Source organism: Pseudomonas sp. GV047, assembly GCF_003058245.1.
GTDB classification, from domain to species: domain Bacteria; phylum Pseudomonadota; class Gammaproteobacteria; order Pseudomonadales; family Pseudomonadaceae; genus Aquipseudomonas; species Aquipseudomonas marginalis.
In genome coordinates, this window is the sequence record NZ_QCWA01000006.1 from 449,876 (window position 1) to 471,224 (window position 21,349).

A 21,349-nucleotide genomic window follows, 5' to 3' on the forward strand; every position below is an offset into this window, starting at 1 on the left:
ATACAGTGACTGACACCTTGCAATCGGGGGCAAGCCCCCTCCCACATTTGGTTTCACTGGGCGTCAAACGCCTGCCCATTGATGCCGGTACTGTCCGGCCCCATCAGGTACAGGTACACCGGCATGATCTCTTCCGGTGCCGGCCTTTCCATCGGGTTCTCCCCTGGATATGCCTGCGCCCGCATGCTGGTGCGCGTGCCGCCCGGGTTGATGCTGTTGGCTCTTACTGCAGCCACGTCTTCGAGCTCATCCGCCAGGGTCTGCATCAAGCCTTCAGTGGCGAATTTTGACACCCCGTAAGCCCCCCAATACGCCCGGCCCTTGCGCCCGACGCTGCTGGAGGTGAACACCACCGACGCATCCTGGGACAGCTTGAGCAGCGGCAACAACGTGCTGGTGAGCATGAACATCCCATTGACGTTGATGTGCATCACCCGCATGAAGTTCTCGCCGGACAGCTGCTCGATCGGCGTACGTGGGCCGATGATCGAGGCGTTGTGCAGCAGGCCATCGAGGTGGCCGAATTCTTTTTCGATCATCGCGGCCAGCTCATCGTATTGATGGGGCAGGGCGGTCTCCAGGTTGAAGGGGATCACCACCGGCTGCGGGTGGCCGGCCGCTTCGATCTCGTCATACACCTGGGCCAGGTTGGCTTCGGTCTTGCCCAGCAACAGCACGGTCGCGCCATGGGCGGCGTAGGTTTTCGCCGCCGCCGCACCAATTCCGCGACCGGCGCCGGTCACCAGGATCACCCGGCCTTTGAGCAGTTCTGGACGTGCAGAGTAATCAAACATAAAAAGCCTCGACAGAATTCAGCGGGTTACAAACACCCATCTTGAGCGCAGTGAAGATCCAAATGTGGGAGGGGGCTTGCCCCCGATAGTGGTATATCAGTCACCAAATGCAGTGACTGACACACTGCAATCGGGGGCAAGCCCCCTCCCACATTGGATCTTCCTTAGTCAGTAGAGTGAGTGAGCCATCAGCAACTGCACAGTGCGTTATCCAGCACCGTGCGCAGTTCCAGCGGGTGGTCCACCACCACATCCGCGCCCCAATGGCGCGGGTTGTCGTCCGGGTGAATGTAGCCATAGGTGACCGCCGCCGTGCGGGTGCCGGCGTCGCGGCCGGACTCGATGTCGCGCAGGTCATCCCCCACGAACAGCACGCTGGCCGGGTCCAGGCCGAGCATCTTGCACGCCAGGATCATCGGCTCCGGGTCCGGCTTGCTGTTTTTCACATGGTCCGGGCAGATCAGCAGCGCCGAGCGCTCGGCCAGGCCCAGTTGCTGCATGATCGGCTCGGCAAAGCGCAGTGGCTTGTTGGTGACCACGCCCCAGATCAGCTTGGCCTTCTCGATGTCTTCCAGAAGCTCGGCCATGCCGTCGAACAATGTGCTGTGGACCGCACAACCCTTCAGGTAACGCTCGAGGAATTCCAGGCGCAGCTCTTCAAAGCCGGGGGATTCCGGGTCCATCGAGAAGGTCACGGCCACCATCGCCCGTGCACCGCCGGAGATTTCATCGCGGATATGCTGTGGGTTGATCGGTGGCAGGTCGCGGTCGGCGCGCATCGCCTGGCAGATGGCGATAAAGTCCGGCGCAGTGTCCAGCAGGGTACCGTCCATGTCGAAGAGAACCGCTCGCAACTTCACAGGCTTACTCCTCGCGCAGGGTCTGGATCATGTAGTTGACGTCAACGTCGCTGGCCAGTTTGTAGTGCTTGGTCAGCGGGTTGTAGGTCAGGCCGATGATGTCCTTGACGGTCAGCCCGGCCTGGCGGCTCCACGCACCCAGTTCGGACGGGCGGATGAATTTCTTGAAATCGTGGGTGCCGCGCGGCAGCAGCTTCATGATGTATTCGGCGCCGATGATCGCGAACAGGTAGGCCTTGGGGTTGCGGTTGATGGTGGAGAAGAACACCTGGCCGCCCGGCTTGACCATGCGGAAGCAGGCGCGGATTACCGACGATGGGTCTGGTACGTGCTCCAGCATTTCCAGGCAGGTGACCACGTCGAACTGCTCAGGCATTTCCTCGGCCAGGGCTTCGGCGGTGATCTGGCGATATTCCACGCTCACGCCGGATTCCAGCTGGTGCAACTGCGCCACGGCCAGCGGCGCTTCGCCCATGTCGATCCCCATCACGGTGGCGCCGCGCTGGGCCATGGCTTCGCTGAGGATGCCGCCGCCGCAACCGACGTCCAGCACCTTCTTGCCGGCCAGGTTGACGCGTTCGTCAATCCAGTTGACCCGCAACGGGTTGATGTCGTGCAGGGGTTTGAACTCGCTTTCGCGGTCCCACCAGCGGTGGGCCAGGGCTTCAAACTTGGCGATTTCGGCGTGGTCGACGTTGCTCATGGTGAATCCTCTGAATCTGATAAATCGGTTTGTCGGTTCTGAACACGCGGGTTCAGAGCCAGCGTTATTCGGTGTGCCCGCTGATGCGTTTTCCCCAGGCAATCGCCGTGGCGGTCAACTGTTGTTCATCCATGCGGGTGAGTTGCCGGTCGTCGAGCAACTGCTTGCCGGCGACCCAAAGGTGTTTCACGCAATCGCGTCCGGTGGCATATATAAGCTGTGAGACCGGATCGTAGATCGGTTGTTGCGCCAGCCCGGTCAGATCGAAGGCGACCATATCCGCCGCCTTGCCCACTTCCAGGGAGCCGATTTCACTTTCCAGGCCCATGGCACGTGCACCGTTGAGCGTAGCCATGCGCAGCGCGCGGTGGGCGTCCAGGGCGGTGGCTGAACCGGCGACGGCCTTGGCCAGCATCGCGGCGGTACGGGTTTCACCCAGCAGGTCCAGGTCGTTGTTGCTGGCGGCGCCGTCGGTGCCGATGGCCACATTGACGCCCGCCTGCCATAGACGCTCCACCGGGCAGAAGCCACTGGCCAGTTTCAGGTTCGATTCCGGGCAATGGATCACGCTGGTGTTGCTTTCTACCAGCAAAGCCAGGTCGTCCTCGCTGATTTGGGTCATATGAACGGCCTGGAAGCGCGGGCCCAGCAAACCCAGGCGTCCCAGGCGCGCCAATGGCCGCTCGCCGGTCTGTTCGACGGCCTGTTGTACCTCGAAAGCGGTTTCATGCACATGCATATGGATCGCGGCGTCCAACTCTTCGGCGATGACCCGGATCTTTTCCAGGTTGGCATCGCACACGGTGTAGGGCGCGTGGGGGCCGAAGGTGATCTTGATGCGCGGATGGTGCTTGAGGTCGCCGAACAGTTCGATGCCCTGGCGGATCGCCTCATCGGCCGTGCCGGCACCGGGAATCGGGAAGTCGAGGATCGGAATCGCGATCTGCGCACGCATGCCGCTGTTGTGCACGCAATCGCTGGCGACCTTGGGGTAGAAGTACATGTCCGAGAAGCAGGTGATACCGCCCTTGAGCTGCTCGGCAATGGCCAGGTCGGTGCCGTCACGCACGAAGGCCTCGTCGACCCACTTGGCTTCGGCGGGCCAGATGTGTTTTTCCAGCCAGGTCATCAGGGGCAGGTCATCGGCCAGGCCGCGAAACAGGCTCATCGCCGCATGCCCGTGGGCGTTGATCAGGCCCGGACTGAGCAACATGCCCGGCAGTTCGCGCACTTCAGTGGCCGACAGCTTCAACGCCGCAGCCCGTGGACCGATAAAGGCGATACGCCCATTGCGGATGCCCACGCCATGGTCCTTGAGCACCACGCCGGCGGGTTCGACAGGTACCAGCCAGGTTGGCAGTAGCAATAAGTCGAGCGGGGCGGCAGTGGAGGTCATCGCAGGCTTCTTCCCGGGCAGCTATAAAAGAAGCGCGAAGTATACCCGAGCGTCCTGGCTGGCGGATCGCTATAATCGGCGGCTTTTGTTGATGAGTATGGGGTGATGGATGCGCGATCGACTGTTGGCAGCGGAGAAAGTGAAGGCCATCGATTGGCGTGATGGCACGCTGCACCTGCTCGATCAACGCGCCCTGCCGTCCCAGGAACGCTGGGTGGCCTGCTCCACGGTCGATGCAGTGGCTGCGGCCATTCGTGCCATGGTGGTGCGTGGCGCATCGGCGATCGGCATCAGCGCGGCCTATGGCCTGGTGCTCGCCGCTCGCGAGCGCATCGCCGAGGGCGGTGACTGGCAGGCCGCCTGGGAAGAGGACTACGCACTACTGGCCGATACCCGTCCGACCGCCTCGAACCTGTTCTGGGCGCTCAAGCGCATGCGCGATCGCCTGGATCGCGTCAAGAAGCACGCCGATCCGCTGGCGGTGCTGGAGGCCGAAGCGATCGCTATCCATGAAAGCGACCGGGAAGCCAACCTCGTCATGGCCCAGTTGGGCGTTGAGCGGATTCGCAAGCATCAGGGCAACGCCCAGGCGATCTTGACCCATGGCAACGCCGGCGCCTTGGCCACCGGCGGTGTCGGAACGGCCCTCGGGGTGATTCGCGCGGCCTTTCTGGAAGGCTTGGTCGAGCACGTCTACGCCAATGAGACCCGCCCATGGCTGCAAGGCTCGCGGCTGACCGCCTGGGAGCTGGCGGGCGAGGGGATCCCGGTCACCGTGAATGCCGACTCGGTCGGTGCGCATCTCCTCAAGACCAAGGGCATCACCTGGGTGATCGTCGGCGCCGATTGCATTGCCGCCAATGGCGATGTGATCAGCAAGATCGGCACTTATCAATTGGCAGTGTGCGCCATGCACCACGGCGTGCGTTTCATGGTGGTGGCGCCGAGTTCGAGCCTGGACTTGATGATGGCCACTGGTGACGATGTGGCCCTGGAGGAGCGCGATCCCGGTGAACTGCTGGAGGTCATGGGGCAGCGCTTGGAGGTCAATGCGTTTAATCCGGTATTTGATGTGACCCCGGCCGACCTGATCGATGTGATCGTGACTGAGAAGGGCGTGGTTGAGCGGCCGGATACGGCGAAATTGGCCAAGCTGATGTGCCGTAAGCGGCTGCATTGAAGGATTTGGTGTCTGTGAAGTGGCTATCGGGGGCAAGCCCCCTGCCACATTTTGACTGTTCACAATTAACGTGTGGAATGGGCTTGCCCCCGATTGGCCCTGAAAGTCAATAAAACCCTCGGATCCACCCTCAAAAAAAAGCACCACCCCATCTCTGAGCCCCTCTCGGCCTCCTCAAGCCTGTCATCCGTCAAATTACTAGTCTCCATGCGCATCAGGGGGATAGGTGCGTGGCGGCGATTGTGATAACATCCGGCGGTTTCCAGGGCCGCCCCCAGGGGTTGCCCATAACGTGCAGATCCGTGTCATAACTCGTTGATTTGTCGTAAGTCGTTGTCAGGCAGTGTGCCGGCGACGGCGAGCTTCGTTCGTCCCATATGGATGCGACGAGGTTTCACCCGAAAAAGGAATCAGGCTTCTCATGGGCGAACTGGCCAAAGAAATCCTCCCGGTCAATATCGAAGACGAGCTGAAACAGTCCTACCTCGACTACGCGATGAGCGTAATTGTCGGTCGGGCACTGCCTGATGCGCGCGATGGCTTGAAGCCCGTGCACCGGCGCGTGCTGTTCGCAATGAGCGAGCTGGGTAACGACTGGAACAAGCCGTACAAGAAATCTGCCCGTGTTGTCGGTGACGTGATCGGTAAGTATCACCCTCACGGCGACACTGCGGTGTACGACACCATCGTTCGGATGGCCCAGCCGTTTTCCCTGCGCTACCTGCTGGTAGACGGCCAGGGCAACTTCGGTTCGGTCGACGGCGACAACGCCGCGGCCATGCGATACACCGAAGTGCGCATGACCAAGCTGGCGCACGAGCTGCTGGCCGACCTGCATAAAGAAACCGTGGACTGGGTGCCGAACTACGACGGCACCGAAATGATCCCGGCGGTCATGCCGACCAAGATTCCCAACCTGCTGGTCAACGGTTCCAGCGGTATCGCCGTGGGCATGGCCACCAACATCCCGCCGCACAACCTCGGTGAAGTCATCGACGGTTGCCTGGCCCTCATCGACAACCCTGAGCTGACCGTCGATGAGCTGATGCAATACATCCCGGGCCCGGACTTCCCGACCGCCGCGATCATCAACGGTCGCGCCGGCATCATCGAAGCCTACCGCACCGGTCGCGGCCGTATTTACATGCGCGCCCGCTCGATCATCGAGGACATCGACAAGGTCGGTGGCCGCCAGCAGATCGTCATCACCGAACTCCCGTACCAGTTGAACAAGGCGCGTCTGATCGAGAAGATCGCCGAGCTGGTTAAAGAGAAGAAACTCGAAGGCATCACCGAGCTGCGCGACGAATCCGACAAAGACGGTATGCGCGTGGTGATCGAGCTGCGTCGTGGCGAAGTGCCTGAGGTGATCCTCAACAACCTCTACGCCCAGACCCAGCTGCAAAGCGTGTTTGGTATCAACGTGGTTGCACTGATCGACGGCCGCCCACGCATCCTGAACCTCAAGGACCTGCTGGAAGCCTTCGTACGTCACCGTCGCGAAGTGGTTACCCGCCGTACCGTGTTCGAGCTGCGTAAGGCCCGCGAGCGCGGCCACATCCTGGAAGGCCAGGCTGTAGCGCTGTCGAACATCGACCCGGTCATCGCCCTGATCAAGGCTTCGCCGACGCCGTCGGAAGCCAAGGAAGCGCTGATCAAGATGCCATGGGAATCCAGCGCCGTCGTGGCGATGGTTGAACGTGCCGGCGCCGACTCGTGCCGCCCGGAGACACTGGACCCGCAATACGGCCTGCGTGACGGCAAGTACTTCCTGTCGCCGGAACAGGCCCAGGCCATCCTGGAACTGCGCCTGCACCGCCTGACCGGCCTGGAACACGAGAAGCTGCTGGCCGAGTACCAGGAGATCCTCAACCAGATCGGCGAGCTGATCCGCATCCTCAACAGCGCCGTGCGCCTGATGGAAGTGATCCGCGAAGAGCTGGAAGTGATCCGCGCCGAATACGGCGACGTGCGCCGCACCGAAATCCTCGATGCCCGCCTCGACCTGACCCTGGGTGACATGATCCCGGAAGAAGAGCGCGTGGTGACCATCTCCCACGGTGGCTATGCCAAGACCCAGCCATTGGCTGCGTACCAGGCCCAGCGCCGTGGCGGTAAAGGTAAATCGGCTACCGGCGTGAAGGATGAGGACTACATCGCCCACCTGCTGGTCGCCAACAGCCACACCACGCTGCTGCTGTTCTCCAGCAAGGGTAAGGTGTACTGGCTCAAGACCTACGAAATCCCGGAAGCCTCCCGCGCTGCCCGTGGTCGTCCGTTGGTCAACCTGCTGCCGCTGGACAGTGATGAGTACATCACCACCATGCTGCCGGTCGAGGAATACACCGAAGGTCACTTCATCTTCATGGCCACCGCCAAAGGCACCGTGAAGAAGACCCCGCTGGAATCCTTCAGCCGTCAGCGTAGCGTGGGCCTGATCGCCCTGGAGCTGGACGAAGGCGACGTGCTGATCAGCGCGGCCATCACCGATGGCGAGCGTGAAGTCATGCTGTTCTCCGACGGCGGCAAGGTCACCCGCTTCAAGGAATCCGATGTTCGCGCCATGGGCCGTACCGCCCGCGGTGTACGCGGCATGCGCCTGCCGGAAGGGCAGAAGCTGATTTCGATGCTGATCCCGGAAGAAGGCAGCCAGATCCTCACCGCTTCCGAGCGTGGCTATGGCAAGCGCACCGCCATCAGCGAGTTCCCGGAGTACAAGCGTGGCGGCCAGGGCGTTATCGCCATGGTCAGCAACGACCGCAACGGCCGTCTGGTCGGCGCGGTCCAGGTGCTCGATGGCGAGGAAATCATGCTGATTTCCGACCAGGGCACCCTGGTGCGTACCCGTGTGGCCGAAGTGTCGAGCCTGGGCCGTAACACCCAGGGTGTGACCTTGATCAAGCTGGCCAAGGACGAAAAACTGGTCGGCCTGGAGCGTGTCCAGGAACCATCGGAAGTCGAAGGCGAAGAGCTGGAAGGTGAGGAGTTCGAAGGCGAGGTGATCGCAGCCGGCGATGACAGCGTCGACGAGCCAACCCTCGATGCTGCCGCAGACGAAGAAGAACCGCAGGAATAAGCGGACACACAGGGGGCGGATGAAGATTCGCCCCCTTGTTGTTTGTCCCTTATGAAAGTATTGAAACCCGATTTATTGCACCACCCCACCAGATCAGAGTGAGATTGGATGTGAGCAAGAGAGCCTATAACTTCTGTGCCGGTCCCGCGGCGCTTCCTGAAGCAGTCCTGCAGCGCGCGCAGGGTGAACTCCTCGACTGGCATGGAAAAGGCCTCTCCGTGATGGAAATGAGCCATCGCAGTGATGAGTTCGTGTCCATTGCCACCAAGGCCGAGCAGGATCTGCGCGACTTGCTCGACATTCCATCCCACTACAAAGTGCTGTTCCTGCAAGGCGGCGCGAGCCAGCAGTTCGCCCAGATCCCGCTGAACCTGCTGCCGGAAGACGGCACTGCCGACTACATCGACACCGGTATCTGGGGGCAGAAGGCTATTGAAGAGGCCTCGCGCTACGGTCATGTCAATGTGGCCGGCACCGCCAAGCCTTACGACTACTTCGCCATTCCCGGTCAGAACGAATGGAAGCTGTCCAAGGACGCGGCCTACGTGCACTACGTCGCGAACGAAACCATTGGCGGCCTGGAGTTCGACTGGGTGCCGGAAGTGGGTGACGTTCCGCTGGTGTGCGACATGTCCTCGGACATCCTCTCGCGGCCTATCGATGTCTCGCGCTACGGCATGATCTACGCCGGTGCGCAGAAGAACATCGGTCCGAGCGGCATCCTGGTCAATATCGTCCGTGAGGACCTGCTGGGCCGCGCCCGTTCACTGTGCCCGACCATGCTCAACTACAAGGTCGCGGCCGACAACGGCTCGATGTACAACACCCCGCCGGCCTTCGCCTGGTACCTGTCGGGCCTGGTGTTCGAGTGGCTGAAAGAGCAGGGCGGCGTGGCGGCCATGGGCAAGCTCAACGAAGAGAAGAAGCGCACCCTGTATGACTTCATCGACGCCAGCGGCCTGTACAGCAACCCGATCAACCTGACCGACCGCTCGTGGATGAACGTGCCGTTCCGCCTGGCTGATGACCGCCTGGACAAGCCCTTCCTGGCCGGTGCCGACGCCCGCGGCCTGCTGAACCTCAAGGGCCACCGTTCGGTGGGTGGCATGCGCGCCTCCATCTACAACGCTGTCGACATCCATGCGATCAACGCGCTGGTTGCCTACATGGCAGAGTTCGAAAAGGAACACGGCTAATGTCTGAACAAGAACTCAAGGCCCTGCGTGTACGCATTGACAGCCTGGACGAGAAAGTCCTGGAGCTGATCAGTGAGCGTGCGCGCTGCGCCCAGGAAGTGGCACGGGTGAAGATGGCGTCCCTGGCGGAGGGCGAAGTGCCGGTGTTCTACCGGCCGGAGCGTGAAGCCCAGGTGCTCAAGCGCGTCATGGAGCGTAACAAGGGCCCGCTGGGCAACGAAGAGATGGCGCGGTTGTTCCGTGAAATCATGTCGTCGTGCCTGGCGCTCGAGCAGCCGCTGAAAGTGGCCTACCTCGGCCCGGAAGGCACCTTTACCCAGGCGGCGGCCATGAAGCACTTCGGCCACGCGGTGATCAGCAAGCCCATGGCGGCCATCGACGAGGTGTTCCGTGAGGTGGCGGCCGGCGCGGTGAACTTTGGCGTGGTGCCGGTGGAAAACTCCACCGAAGGGGCGGTCAACCACACGCTGGACAGCTTCCTTGAGCACGACATGGTGATCTGCGGCGAAGTCGAGCTGCGCATCCACCATCACCTGCTGGTGGGTGAGAACACCAAGACCGACAGCATCAGCCGCATCTATTCCCACGCCCAGTCCCTGGCCCAGTGCCGCAAGTGGCTGGATGCGCATTACCCGAATGTGGAGCGCGTGGCGGTGTCCAGCAACGCCGAAGCGGCCAAGCGGGTCAAGGGTGAATGGAATTCGGCGGCGATCGCCGGTGATATGGCGGCAGGTCTGTATGGCCTGACGCGCCTGGCCGAGAAAATCGAGGATCGCCCGGACAACTCCACGCGCTTCCTGATGATCGGCAGCCAGGAAGTGCCGCCGACCGGCGACGACAAGACTTCGATCATCGTCTCCATGAGCAACAAGCCCGGCGCGCTGCATGAGCTGCTGGTGCCGTTCCACGATAACGGGATTGACCTGACGCGCATCGAGACACGTCCTTCGCGCAGCGGTAAATGGACTTACGTGTTCTTTATCGACTTCATCGGCCACCACCGCGATCCGCTGGTCAAGGGCGTGCTGGAGAAGATCAGTCAGGAAGCTGTGGCACTCAAGGTGCTGGGCTCTTACCCGAAAGCGGTTTTGTGAGGCTTTAACATGAGTGGCAACTTCCTCGCCCTGGCCCAGCCGGGCGTGCAACAACTGTCGCCTTACGTTCCGGGCAAGCCTGTGGACGAGCTGGCGCGTGAGTTGAACCTGGACCCCTCCAAGATCGTCAAGCTGGCGAGTAACGAGAATGCACTGGGCCCAAGCCCCAAGGTGTTGGCGGCGATTCGCGAAGAATTGGCCGAGCTGACCCGTTACCCGGACGGCAATGGCTTCGCCCTCAAGTCCCTGCTGGCAGAAACATGCCGGGTCGGGCTGAACCAGGTCACCCTGGGCAACGGTTCCAATGACATCCTCGAGCTGGTTGGCCGTGCCTACCTGGCGCCGGGCCTGAACGCCGTGTTCAGCGAGCACGCGTTTGCGGTCTACCCGATCGTCACCCAGGCGGTCGGTGCCGACGCCCGTGTGATTCCTGCCAAGGACTGGGGCCATGACCTGCCGGCCATGCTGGCCGCCATCGACGCCCAGACCCGCGTCGTGTTTATCGCCAACCCGAACAACCCGACCGGCACCTGGTTCGATGCGCAGGCGCTCAACGACTTCCTGCAGGACGTGCCTGAGCATGTACTGGTGGTGTTGGACGAGGCCTACATCGAGTACGCCGAAGGCAGCGACCTGCCGAACGGCCTGGATTTCCTGGCGGCCTACCCGAACCTGCTGGTGTCGCGCACCTTCTCCAAGGCCTATGGCCTGGCGTCGCTGCGGGTCGGCTATGGCTTGTCGACAGCGGTGGTGGCCGATGTGCTGAACCGCGTGCGCCAACCGTTCAACGTCAACAGCCTCGCCCTGGCGGCAGCCTGTGCGGCGGTGAAGGATGCCGAGTACCTGGAAGAAGGTCGCCGCATCAACGCAAGCGGCATGCTGCAGTTGCAGGATGGCTTCCGTGCATTGGGCCTGGGCTGGATTCCCTCCAAGGGCAACTTCATCTGTGTCGACCTTGGTCAAGTGGCCGCCCCGGTATTCCAGGGGCTGCTGCGCGAAGGTGTGATCGTGCGGCCGGTGGCCAACTACGGCATGCCGAACCACCTGCGGATCACCATCGGCTTGCCGGCTGAAAACAGTCGCTTCCTGGAGGCGCTGGCCAAGGTCCTGGCTCGTGGTTGATGTCACTGCATTGCAACCTGCCGTGCCTATGATCGGTCGCCTGGTGGTGGTCGGCCTGGGCTTGATCGGTGGCTCCTTCGCCAAAGGCCTGCGCGAAAGCGGGCTGTGCGGCGAAGTGGTTGGTGTGGACCTGGACCCGCAATCGCGCAAGCTGGCGGTGGAGTTGGGCGTGGTGGATCGCTGTGAGGCGGACCTGGCGCTTGCGTGCCAGGGAGCTGACGTCATCCAGCTCGCGGTGCCGATCCTGGCGATGGAGAAACTGCTGGCGGTATTGGCCGGCATGGACCTGGGCCAGGCGATCCTGACGGACGTCGGCAGCGCCAAGGGCAATGTGGTGCGGGCCGCGCAGCAGGCCTTTGGCGGCATGCCGTCGCGCTTTGTGCCGGGCCATCCGATTGCCGGTTCCGAGCAGAGCGGGGTGGAAGCGTCCAATGCGCAGCTGTTCCGCCGTCATAAAGTGATCCTGACGCCGCTGGAACAAACCGATCCGGCCGCGCTGGCGGTGGTGGATCGTCTCTGGCGTGAGCTGGGGGCGGATGTGGAACATATGCAGGTCGAGCGCCACGACGAAGTGCTGGCGGCGACCAGCCATTTGCCCCATCTGTTGGCATTCGGCCTGGTGGACTCCCTGGCCAAGCGTAACGAAAACCTCGAGATTTTCCGTTATGCCGCCGGTGGCTTCCGCGACTTCACACGGATTGCCGGCAGCGATCCGGTGATGTGGCATGACATCTTTCTCGCCAATCGCGAAGCGGTGTTGCGCACCCTGGACACCTTCCGCAGTGACCTCGACGCCTTGCGCGACGCGGTCGATGCCGGGGATGGCCATCAATTATTGGGCGTGTTCACCCGTGCGCGGGTGGCGCGTGAGCATTTCAGCAAGATCCTGGCTCGCCGGGCCTATATGGAAACCGCTGTGAACGCCGATGACCTGACTTTCCTCGCCAACCCGGGCGGCCGCTTGAGCGGGCGTATCCGGGTGCCGGGTGACAAGTCGATCTCCCATCGCTCGATCATGCTCGGCTCGTTGGCCGAGGGCGTGACGGAGGTGGAAGGGTTCCTTGAGGGTGAAGATGCCCTTGCGACCCTGCAGGCGTTTCGCGACATGGGCGTGGTGATTGAAGGGCCGCACCATGGGCGCGTGACCATTCACGGTGTGGGCTTGCACGGCCTGAAGCCGGCGCCGGGGCCGATCTACCTGGGCAATTCCGGTACGTCCATGCGCCTGCTGTCCGGTTTGTTGGCGGCACAACGCTTTGACAGCGTGTTGACCGGCGATGCTTCCCTGTCCAAGCGCCCGATGAACCGCGTGGCCAAGCCATTGCGGGACATGGGCGCGGTGATCGAGACTGGGCCGGAAGGGCGTCCGCCGCTGACCATTCGTGGCGGCCAGGCGCTCAAAGGCATGAGCTATGCAATGCCGATGGCCAGTGCCCAGGTCAAATCCTGTCTGTTGCTGGCGGGGCTGTATGCCGAAGGTCAAACTGCGGTGACCGAGCCTGCGCCGACCCGTGACCATACCGAGCGTATGTTGCGCGGTTTTGGTTACCCGGTTGCGGTGGAAGGCGCTACCGCATCGGTGGAATCGGGTCATGTACTGACGGCTGCCCATATTGAAGTGCCGGGGGATATCTCCTCTTCGGCATTCTTCCTGGTGGCGGCTTCGATTGCCGAAGGCTCCGAGTTGTTGCTGGAGCATGTCGGCATCAACCCGACCCGCACCGGGGTGATCGATATCCTGCGGTTGATGGGGGCCGATATCACCTTGGAAAACCCGCGCGAAGTGGGTGGCGAGCCTGTCGCTGACCTGCGGGTGCGGGCAGCTGTATTGAAGGGTATCGAGATTCCAGAAGCGCTGGTGCCCCTGGCTATTGATGAATTCCCGGTGTTGTTCGTCGCGGCCGCCTGCGCTGAAGGCCGGACCATTTTGCGGGGCGCCGAAGAGTTGCGTGTTAAGGAGTCCGACCGTATCCAGGTCATGGCCGACGGTCTGCAGGTGTTGGGGGTGAAGTGTGAACCGACCGCCGATGGGATTATCATTGACGGTGGCCTGATGGGCGGTGGTGAAGTCCATGCCCATGGCGATCACCGGATTGCCATGGCCTTCAGCGTGGCTTCCCTGCGGGCGGCTGCGCCGATTCGTATCCATGACTGCGTCAATGTTGCTACGTCTTTTCCGAACTTTCTTACACTGTGTGCCCAAGTCGGCATCCGTGTTGCCCAAGAGGCTCAATTGTGAATATCAAAGCACCGGTGATTACCATCGACGGGCCAAGCGGCTCGGGCAAAGGCACGATCGCCGGCATCCTGGCCAAGCGCCTGGGCTGGTGCCTGCTGGATTCCGGCGCGTTGTACCGCCTGCTGGCGTTTGCCGCACGCAACCATGGCGTCGACCTGACCAACGAAGAATCCCTGAAGCTGCTGGCCGCGCATCTCGATGTGCAATTCGTCGGCGCGACGGAAGGTCATCCCCAGCGCATCATCCTGGAAGGGGACGATGTGACCGATGACCTGCGTAACGAGCAGGTCGGCTCCTGGGCCTCCCAGGTTGCCGCGCTGCCGGCGGTGCGTGATGCGCTGTTGCAGCGTCAGCGGGCTTTCCAGGAGCCGCCGGGGCTGGTGGCCGATGGCCGCGACATGGGCACGGTGGTGTTTCCCGAGGCGCCACTGAAGATTTTCCTGACCGCCAGCGCCGAGGAGCGGGCTCGCCGCCGCTACTTGCAGTTGAAGGGCAAAGTCGATGGTGTTAGTCTGTCGAGTCTGCTAGATGAGATCCGTGCACGCGATGAGCGTGATACCCAGCGCGCAGTAGCCCCGCTCAAGCCGGCGGCTGATGCCATACAGCTGGATTCCACGGAGTTGTCCATCGAGCAGGTGCTGGAACGCATCTTGAGTGAAATCGCCATTCGCGATATCGCCGGGTGATCAAGAAGGCCGCAGGGGACCAGTCATAGTCCTGCGGTGGCTTCTTTTAACTGAAACTGACCCACACCGTCTGGGGTGTGGAGATGGGCGTATTCTTCGCCCTTATCAACAGGAATTAAAATGAGCGAAAGCTTTGCGGAACTCTTTGAAGAAAGCCTAAAAACCCTGAACCTTCAGGCAGGCTCCATCATCACCGGTGTTATCGTTGATATCGATTACCAAGCTCGCTGGGTAACCGTTCACGCTGGTCTGAAGTCTGAAGCTCTGATCCCGCTGGAACAGTTCTACAACGATGCTGGTGATCTGACAATCAATGTCGGTGACGAAGTTCACGTTGCTCTGGACTCGGTTGAAGACGGTTTCGGTGAAACCAAGCTGTCCCGTGAAAAAGCCAAGCGCGCTGAATGCTGGATTGTTCTCGAAGCAGCCTTCGCAGCTGAAGAAGTGGTCAAGGGCGTTATCAACGGTAAGGTTAAAGGCGGCTTCACTGTCGACGTTAACGGCATCCGTGCGTTCCTGCCAGGTTCTTTGGTCGACGTTCGTCCTGTGCGCGACACCACGCACCTGGAAGGCAAAGAACTCGAATTCAAGGTCATCAAACTCGACCAGAAGCGCAACAACGTTGTCGTTTCCCGTCGCAGCGTCCTGGAAGCAGAGAACTCCGCCGAGCGTGAAGCTCTGCTGGAATCCCTGCAGGAAGGCCAACAAGTCAAAGGTATCGTCAAGAACCTCACCGATTACGGCGCATTCGTCGATCTGGGTGGCGTCGATGGCCTGCTGCACATTACCGACATGGCTTGGAAGCGTATCAAGCATCCTTCCGAAATCGTCAATGTTGGCGACGAGATCGATGTCAAGGTTCTGAAATACGATCGCGAGCGCAACCGTGTTTCCCTGGGCCTGAAGCAACTGGGTGAAGATCCATGGGTCGCTATCAAAGCCCGTTACCCAGAAAGCACTCGCGTCACCGCGCGTGTTACCAACCTGACCGACTACGGCTGCTTCGCTGAGCTGGAAGAAGGCGTTGAAGGCCTGGTACACGTTTCCGAAATGGACTGGACCAACAAGAACATCCACCCTTCGAAAGTCGTACAAGTCGGCGACGAAGTGGAAGTCATGGTTCTGGATATCGACGAAGAGCGTCGTCGTATCTCCCTGGGCATCAAGCAGTGCAAATCTAACCCATGGGAAGATTTCTCTGGCCAGTTCAACAAGGGCGATAAAATCTCCGGCACCATCAAGTCGATCACCGATTTCGGTATCTTCATTGGTCTGGACGGCGGCATCGACGGCCTGGTTCACTTGTCCGACATCTCCTGGAACGAAGTTGGCGAAGAAGCTGTTCGTCGTTTCAAGAAGGGCGACGAGCTGGACACCGTTATCCTGTCGGTTGACCCAGAGCGCGAGCGCATCTCCCTGGGTATCAAGCAACTGGAAAGCGATCCGTTCTCCGAGTACGTTCAAGAGAACGACAAAGGCGCAATCGTTAAAGGCACTGTGAAAGAAGTTGACGCCAAAGGCGCCATCATCGTTCTGGCCGACGATATCGAAGCGACTCTGAAAGCCTCCGAAATCAGCCGTGACCGCGTTGAAGACGCGCGCAACGTTCTGAAAGAAGGCCAGGAAGTAGAAGCCAAGATCATCAGCGTCGATCGCAAGAGCCGCGTGATCCAGCTGTCCATCAAGTCGAAAGACGAAGTGGAAGAGAAAGAAGCCATCCAGAGCCTGAAATCGGCTCCGGAAGCTGCAACAGGCGAGACCACCATGGCCTCCCTGCTGCGCGAAGCAATGGCTAAACAGAACTAAGTTCTGTAAGGCTGTTAAAAAGGGCGACTTCGGTCGCCCTTTTTTGTGCCTGAAATTCGTTGAATCAACACGCAAGAACCAAGGCAGACGCCTTGGTGTCAGAGCTGAATAGAGTATTGATAAAGGCCCTCCCGTGTTTTTAAGGATTTCGATGAACAGGCTTATCGTGGTGTTCGCAGTGGTAATGCTTGCAGGCTGTTCCGTTACCAGCGCCAAAACTCACGCGAGGCGCGGTGTCAGCGGCATTGAGGTCGATTGCTCGGGGTTGGGCAACAGCTGGGATAAGTGCGAGAAACGCGCCGCCCGCGAATGCAGGATGCAGGGCTATAAGGTCATCACCAGATCCAGCGACGCCAAGGACGAAGAGGGTGATTACTTGTTCGGTTGGAACCCTGCAGGAGCGGTCACTCGTACCATGCTCGTGATCTGCAATTGAGAGTGTGGGTCGCTCATGGCGGGCGTTATTCAAACGGCAGATAAGTTGGTAGATGGGCTGTTCAAATTCATCAAGTCATGCTAAAACCTTCGAAGCGCTTTTCCTAGCTGCTTGAAAAAGAAGGGAAAAATATGACGAAGTCGGAGTTGATCGAACGAATTGTCACCCATCAAGGGCTGCTTTCATCCAAGGATGTGGAGCTGGCTATCAAGACCATGCTTGAGCAAATGTCCCAGTGCCTCGCGACCGGGGATCGAATTGAGATCCGTGGGTTTGGCAGTTTTTCGCTGCACTACCGCGCGCCAAGGGTAGGGCGGAATCCGAAGACTGGGCAGTCGGTGAGCCTGGATGGGAAATTTGTGCCTCATTTCAAGCCGGGGAAGGAATTGCGGGATCGGGTGAATGAGGATGAGGAAGAGGGTGTTTGAGCCGATTTTGATTAGGAGGGAGTATGTATCAAGCTAAGCGAGCTCTGCTGGTGATAATTTTGCTTTTGCTTGCGTTCAGTGTTTTGGTGTTTGTGCTGGAAAACCAGCAAGTTCAAACGCTTTCCTTCCTGGGTTTGGTCACTCCGCAAATTCCAGTATCTGTCTTTATTATGCTCTCCTTGGTTGTCGGTCTCCTGACCGGGCCGCTTCTTGGTATTGTATTTCGGCGTAGGACCCATCGCCGGTCAGTTTCCTCGGATCGCTAGCAGCGTGGTGCGTCGTTACCGCGGGGTCGCTAAATACTGAGTCTCTCGGGTGGGGTGCCTCTCCGCCGAAGTAGTGCTGCGATGAGGTAGGCTACAGAATATCTCAAAGTGCGCCGCTGGCAGTGCGGAGCGTCGTGCTCGTGGTTTTAATGTATTCTTATTTTTCTGCTTTGTGCAATTGCAGAGTGTATGTGCTGGTCTGTTTATGTTGGGTGCAGTCTTGGGATTTTCTTATGGGATTTTCTTATTGGTGGTGATTGTAAGTTGGGAAATATTTTAATGAGTTGGGTTTGGCTGTTGGTGGGTTGTGATCTTTCTGGTTTTTTATGTTGCTGAGATTGTCGTTCTCGTAGTTGTTGAGTGTTTTTTAAAGTTTGGGTGATGATCAGGTTTTTGTTAAAAATTTTTAGTTGTTCATGCATGGATTTTCAATATGATAGAGGGTGCTTGCACCCCGGATCTATCGCCGACGATGGCAGTATGGGTGGTGGCATCTTGATGTGTGCTTTCTCTAAGCCATGGGTTGGCTTTTGGGTTGGCTGAGGCGTGAGAGTGGCTTCTGAAGCTAGGCTGGGCCTCGTTCGGCAGGCGCTGGGGAGCCTAAATGCTAGTTTTATGGGGGCAAAGTCTGTAAATTGTCGGTAGACAAAATTCCGTGCATTCCTAGATTAAGCAAGCGGTGAATGCATGCGTTGTTGGCGTGGGATCCATATTTTGCTCGTGCCACATAGCGAAATTATGCCGCAGTTAGGTTTAAAGTTAAGGTGAAGTGATGAAGACAGTTTTGGTGACCGGGGCAGATGGATTTATTGGATCGCACCTGACGGAGCTCTTGGTCCGGGAAGGGTACAAAGTCAAAGCGTTGTCTCAGTATAACTCTTTCAACTATTGGGGATGGCTTGAGGATGTCAGCTGTCTGAAAGATATTGAAGTATTGAACGGTGATGTACGTGATCCGCATTATTGCAAACACATCACCAAAGATGTTGACGCGGTTTTTCACCTTGCTGCCTTAATCGCTATTCCGTATTCATATGTAGCACCCGACAGTTATGTGGACACTAATGTAAAAGGCACTCTGAATATTTGCCAGGCTGCGATTGATAATGGTGTGCAGCGGGTGATCCACACGTCTACCAGCGAAGTCTATGGCACTGCTCAGTACGTCCCTATCGATGAGAACCACCCACTCCAGCCGCAGTCACCTTACAGCGCCTCGAAGATGGGGGCCGATGCAATGGCCATGAGCTTTTTCAACGCTTTTGATTTGCCTCTGACCATTGCTCGCCCATTCAATACTTATGGGCCTCGCCAATCTGCACGTGCTGTCATTCCTACAATCATCACGCAAATTGCCAGTGGTAAGAGGCAGATCAAGCTCGGTGATGTTTCACCCACCCGTGATTTCAACTATGTTGCTGATACCTGCCGCGGCTTTCTCGAACTCCTACGCTGCGACAAGGCTGTCGGCGAGATCGTCAATATCGGCTCAAACTTTGAAATCACTGTGGGGGATACGCTGAAGCTGATACGTGAGTTGATGAGCAGTGATGTCGAGTTCCTGATGGACGATCAGCGTCTGCGCCCTGAAAAATCGGAAGTGTTCAGATTATGGTGTGATAACTCCAAGATTCAGAGCCTTACCGGATTCAAGCCGCAGTACTCGATCCGCCAAGGGCTACAAGAAACCATTGATTGGTTTACTCGGCCTGAAAACCTGGCCAAATACAAAGCCGATCTCTACAACGTCTGAGGCGCCGTCATGCTCGACTCTCTGGTGAAATTTGTGCGGGAGCAATACCGCACCAATGACTTCATTCCTCTGCATGCGCCAATATTTGGTGGGAACGAAAAACGCTACGTTAACGAGACCATAGATTCGACGTTTGTTTCCAGCGTTGGTGCTTTTGTTGATCGATTCGAGCGAGACATGGAAGCCTATACCAGCAGTCCGCGAGCAGTGGCGACCGTCAACGGAACTGCGGCCTTGCACATCGCCTTGATGCTGGCGGGTGTCAAGGCCGGTGATTTGGTGCTAACTCAGCCGCTCACCTTCGTGGCGACGTGTAATGCCATTGCGTATTGCGGTGCCGACCCCGTGTTTATTGATGTCGACAAGCACACAATGGGGCTGTCTCCGGTAGCCATGGAGCGCTGGCTTGAGGACTCTGCGTACCTGGATGACGATGGCATATGCCGGGTCAAAGGTGATGGCAGGGTGATTCGTGCTTGCCTGCCCATGCATACGTTTGGCCACCCTGTGGAGTTGGACTTGTTGATTCAAGTTTGCGCTCGCTGGGGGATGGTACTGGTCGAGGATGCTGCCGAGTCCTTAGGTAGCCTCTATAAAGGGCGCCACACAGGAACATTTGGCGCTGTTGGTACATTGAGTTTCAATGGGAACAAAACCATCACTACAGGTGGTGGTGGCATGATTCTGACTGATGAAGCGCTGGGGGCACGGGCAAAGCATCTGACCACCACTGCGAAAAAAGCTCACCCTTATGAGTACGTCCATGATGAGGTGGGCTACAATTATCGCTTGCCCAACCTTAACGCGGCTTTAGGATGTGCTCAGCTTGAACAGTTGGACTCTTTTATTGCCGCAAAGCGTGTTCTTGCGAGCCGTTACCAGTCCTTCTTAGAAGGTGGCCCTCTCCAGTTCGTTGTAGAACCCCAAGGGTGTCGTTCCAACTATTGGCTTAATGCAGTGATCTGTGAGGACCTCAAGCACCGCGACGAGTTGTTGGCTTTCAGCAATCAGGCTGGTGTCATGACGCGACCGATATGGAAGCTAATGAGTCATTTAGCGGCGTACTCTTCAAGCCTGCAAGGTGACTTGACCAACGCGTTATGGCTTGAGCAGCGGGTCGTGAATTTGCCGAGTAGCGTTGTGCCGGAGTTGCAGGTTTGAAGCGTAGCGTTGCCGTATTCACCGGCACGCGCGCCGAGTACGGTTTGCTCTATTGGTTGATGAAAGACATTCACGCCAGCGAGAGCATGACGCTGCAAGTGATTGTGAGTGGCATGCACCTCTCGCCTGAGTTTGGTGAAACCTGGAAGGATATAGACGCCGACGGATTCACCATTGATGCAAAAGTAGAAATGCTTCTGTCTTCTGATACTGACGTTGGTGTTGTCAAGTCGATGGGCCTCGGCACGCTGGGCTTTGCCGACGCGCTGGACCGGTTGCGGCCCGATATCTTGATTGTGCTGGGGGATCGGTTTGAAGCGCTTGCAATCGTGCAGGCGGCATTGATCATGAAGATTCCAGTTGCGCATCTGCATGGTGGCGAGATTACCGAGGGTGCCTACGACGACGCGATCCGACACGCTATCACCAAGATGGCATTCTTCCACTTTGTATCCACTGAACCGTATCGGCAGCGTGTGATTCAGATGGGGGAGTCACCTGAGCGTGTGTTTAACGTAGGGGCCCTAGGGCTGGATCATTTACTGCGCAGTCCGCGAATGACTCTAGACGAATTGTCGCAGAGTCTGGACTTCAAGTTGGATAGGCCGTTCCTGTTGGTGACTTATCATCCGGTTACTTTGTCCGAAGAAGATCCGATCCAAAGCTTTAACGCGTTGTTATCGGCTCTTGATCAGTTTTCAGGGCACAAGGTCATTATCACCTACCCCAATGCCGATAATGGGGGGCGCGCGATAATTCCCCTGCTGGAGGAGTACGCGCAGCGCAGCCCCGACCGCGTGAAAGCAATACCTTCGCTCGGATTTCGGCGATATCTCAGCGTGGTCGCTCTGGCTGACGCAGTTGTAGGCAACTCATCGAGTGGCATCATCGAAGTGCCAGCTTTTGGAGTACCGACGATCAATATAGGTGCGCGACAGACCGGGCGTTTATCCTCAGCCTCGGTCATAAATTGCTCGCCTGACGCCAAATCCATCGCGGACGCAGTACACCTAGCACTGACTGAGGTGTTCGCTGAAACCTGCAAACAGGCGGTTAACCCCTACGGCGCCGGCGATGCTGCGCGCTGCATCGTGGACGTCCTCGAGCGTTTCAACGGGGAATACCACAAATCATTTCACGATTTGAGCTAAAC

The 21,349-nt window shown here is 58.8% G+C and carries 17 protein-coding genes; 13 read left to right on the forward strand and 4 right to left on the reverse strand.

Annotated elements, in window-relative coordinates; genetic code table 11:
• Positions 1-53: 53 nt before the first annotated feature.
• The 4 genes from C8K58_RS18440 to C8K58_RS18455 all read right to left on the reverse strand — a co-directional run bounded on the left by C8K58_RS18440 (position 54) and on the right by C8K58_RS18455 (position 3,753).
• A complete protein-coding gene (locus C8K58_RS18440; RefSeq protein ID WP_027604185.1) occupies positions 54-794 on the reverse strand; it encodes a YciK family oxidoreductase in 741 nt (246 codons plus the stop codon).
• A gap of 188 nt (positions 795-982) precedes the next feature.
• Entirely contained in the window at positions 983-1,654 is a 672-nt protein-coding gene (gene mupP, locus C8K58_RS18445; protein ID WP_027604184.1) for an N-acetylmuramic acid 6-phosphate phosphatase MupP, read from the reverse strand.
• Between the two features lie 4 nt (positions 1,655-1,658).
• Positions 1,659-2,357 (reverse strand): bifunctional 2-polyprenyl-6-hydroxyphenol methylase/3-demethylubiquinol 3-O-methyltransferase UbiG, encoded by a 699-nt coding sequence (gene ubiG, locus C8K58_RS18450; RefSeq protein ID WP_003172645.1) that lies wholly within the window; start codon positions 2,355-2,357, stop codon positions 1,659-1,661.
• A 64-nt stretch (positions 2,358-2,421) separates the two neighbouring features.
• Positions 2,422-3,753: a TRZ/ATZ family hydrolase gene (locus C8K58_RS18455; protein WP_074844549.1), complete on the reverse strand. Its 1,332-nt coding sequence runs from the start codon at positions 3,751-3,753 to the stop codon at positions 2,422-2,424.
• Positions 3,754-3,862: 109 nt separating this feature from the next.
• Here C8K58_RS18455 and mtnA point away from each other — a divergent pair, with 109 nt between their 5' ends.
• The 13 genes from mtnA (at position 3,863) to neuC (ending at position 21,347) form a co-directional block, all read left to right on the forward strand.
• A complete protein-coding gene (gene mtnA, locus C8K58_RS18460; protein ID WP_108574022.1) occupies positions 3,863-4,933 on the forward strand; it encodes an S-methyl-5-thioribose-1-phosphate isomerase in 1,071 nt (356 codons plus the stop codon).
• A 421-nt stretch (positions 4,934-5,354) separates the two neighbouring features.
• Entirely contained in the window at positions 5,355-8,009 is a 2,655-nt protein-coding gene (gene gyrA / locus C8K58_RS18465) for a DNA gyrase subunit A (protein ID WP_092359021.1), read from the forward strand.
• 110 nt (positions 8,010-8,119) lie between these two features.
• The gene (serC, locus tag C8K58_RS18470) at positions 8,120-9,205 is read left to right on the forward strand and encodes a 3-phosphoserine/phosphohydroxythreonine transaminase (RefSeq protein WP_027604180.1); all 1,086 of its coding nucleotides are present in this window, start codon (positions 8,120-8,122) and stop codon (positions 9,203-9,205) included.
• Positions 9,205-10,299 carry a prephenate dehydratase gene (pheA, locus tag C8K58_RS18475; protein WP_003172650.1) on the forward strand — a complete coding sequence of 365 codons (1,095 nt, stop codon included), beginning with the start codon at positions 9,205-9,207 and terminating at the stop codon, positions 10,297-10,299. The genes serC and pheA overlap by 1 nt, the downstream gene beginning before the upstream one ends.
• Before the next feature lie 9 nt (positions 10,300-10,308).
• A complete protein-coding gene (gene hisC / locus C8K58_RS18480) occupies positions 10,309-11,421 on the forward strand; it encodes a histidinol-phosphate transaminase (protein WP_108574023.1) in 1,113 nt (370 codons plus the stop codon).
• A 28-nt stretch (positions 11,422-11,449) separates the two neighbouring features.
• Complete coding sequence (locus C8K58_RS18485; RefSeq protein ID WP_256592528.1) at positions 11,450-13,660, forward strand: bifunctional prephenate dehydrogenase/3-phosphoshikimate 1-carboxyvinyltransferase; 2,211 nt, start codon at positions 11,450-11,452, stop codon at positions 13,658-13,660.
• Positions 13,657-14,346 carry a (d)CMP kinase gene (gene cmk, locus C8K58_RS18490; RefSeq protein WP_003172653.1) on the forward strand — a complete coding sequence of 230 codons (690 nt, stop codon included), beginning with the start codon at positions 13,657-13,659 and terminating at the stop codon, positions 14,344-14,346. The genes C8K58_RS18485 and cmk overlap by 4 nt, the downstream gene beginning before the upstream one ends.
• 120 nt (positions 14,347-14,466) lie before the next feature.
• Positions 14,467-16,152, forward strand: a complete 1,686-nt coding sequence (rpsA, locus tag C8K58_RS18495) for a 30S ribosomal protein S1 (protein WP_027604177.1) — start codon at positions 14,467-14,469, stop codon at positions 16,150-16,152.
• A 151-nt stretch (positions 16,153-16,303) separates the two neighbouring features.
• Complete coding sequence (locus C8K58_RS18500; RefSeq protein ID WP_108574025.1) at positions 16,304-16,588, forward strand: hypothetical protein; 285 nt, start codon at positions 16,304-16,306, stop codon at positions 16,586-16,588.
• A gap of 131 nt (positions 16,589-16,719) precedes the next feature.
• Positions 16,720-17,016, forward strand: a complete 297-nt coding sequence (ihfB, locus tag C8K58_RS18505; RefSeq protein WP_003218804.1) for an integration host factor subunit beta — start codon at positions 16,720-16,722, stop codon at positions 17,014-17,016.
• A gap of 1,038 nt (positions 17,017-18,054) precedes the next feature.
• The gene (locus C8K58_RS18515) at positions 18,055-19,035 is read left to right on the forward strand and encodes an NAD-dependent 4,6-dehydratase LegB (RefSeq protein WP_108574027.1); all 981 of its coding nucleotides are present in this window, start codon (positions 18,055-18,057) and stop codon (positions 19,033-19,035) included.
• A gap of 9 nt (positions 19,036-19,044) precedes the next feature.
• Positions 19,045-20,196 (forward strand): LegC family aminotransferase, encoded by a 1,152-nt coding sequence (locus C8K58_RS18520; RefSeq protein WP_108574028.1) that lies wholly within the window; start codon positions 19,045-19,047, stop codon positions 20,194-20,196.
• Positions 20,193-21,347, forward strand: a complete 1,155-nt coding sequence (neuC, locus tag C8K58_RS18525) for a UDP-N-acetylglucosamine 2-epimerase (RefSeq protein WP_108574029.1) — start codon at positions 20,193-20,195, stop codon at positions 21,345-21,347. The genes C8K58_RS18520 and neuC overlap by 4 nt, the downstream gene beginning before the upstream one ends.
• The last annotated feature ends 2 nt before the right edge of the window (positions 21,348-21,349 follow it).

Excerpts from the sequence above, each read along its gene's own strand:
- C8K58_RS18440 (WP_027604185.1), bottom strand. The coding sequence starts at position 794 with ATGTTTGATTACTCTGCACGTCCAGAACTGCTCAAAGGCCGGGTGATC.
- ubiG (WP_003172645.1), bottom strand. The coding sequence starts at position 2,357 with ATGAGCAACGTCGACCACGCCGAAATCGCCAAGTTTGAAGCCCTGGCC.
- C8K58_RS18455 (WP_074844549.1), bottom strand. The coding sequence starts at position 3,753 with ATGACCTCCACTGCCGCCCCGCTCGACTTATTGCTACTGCCAACCTGG.
- mtnA (WP_108574022.1), top strand. The coding sequence starts at position 3,863 with ATGCGCGATCGACTGTTGGCAGCGGAGAAAGTGAAGGCCATCGATTGG.
- gyrA (WP_092359021.1), top strand. The coding sequence starts at position 5,355 with ATGGGCGAACTGGCCAAAGAAATCCTCCCGGTCAATATCGAAGACGAG.
- pheA (WP_003172650.1), top strand. The coding sequence starts at position 9,205 with ATGTCTGAACAAGAACTCAAGGCCCTGCGTGTACGCATTGACAGCCTG.
- hisC (WP_108574023.1), top strand. The coding sequence starts at position 10,309 with ATGAGTGGCAACTTCCTCGCCCTGGCCCAGCCGGGCGTGCAACAACTG.
- C8K58_RS18485 (WP_256592528.1), top strand. The coding sequence starts at position 11,450 with ATGATCGGTCGCCTGGTGGTGGTCGGCCTGGGCTTGATCGGTGGCTCC.
- rpsA (WP_027604177.1), top strand. The coding sequence starts at position 14,467 with ATGAGCGAAAGCTTTGCGGAACTCTTTGAAGAAAGCCTAAAAACCCTG.
- C8K58_RS18500 (WP_108574025.1), top strand. The coding sequence starts at position 16,304 with ATGAACAGGCTTATCGTGGTGTTCGCAGTGGTAATGCTTGCAGGCTGT.
- ihfB (WP_003218804.1), top strand. The coding sequence starts at position 16,720 with ATGACGAAGTCGGAGTTGATCGAACGAATTGTCACCCATCAAGGGCTG.
- C8K58_RS18515 (WP_108574027.1), top strand. The coding sequence starts at position 18,055 with ATGAAGACAGTTTTGGTGACCGGGGCAGATGGATTTATTGGATCGCAC.
- C8K58_RS18520 (WP_108574028.1), top strand. The coding sequence starts at position 19,045 with ATGCTCGACTCTCTGGTGAAATTTGTGCGGGAGCAATACCGCACCAAT.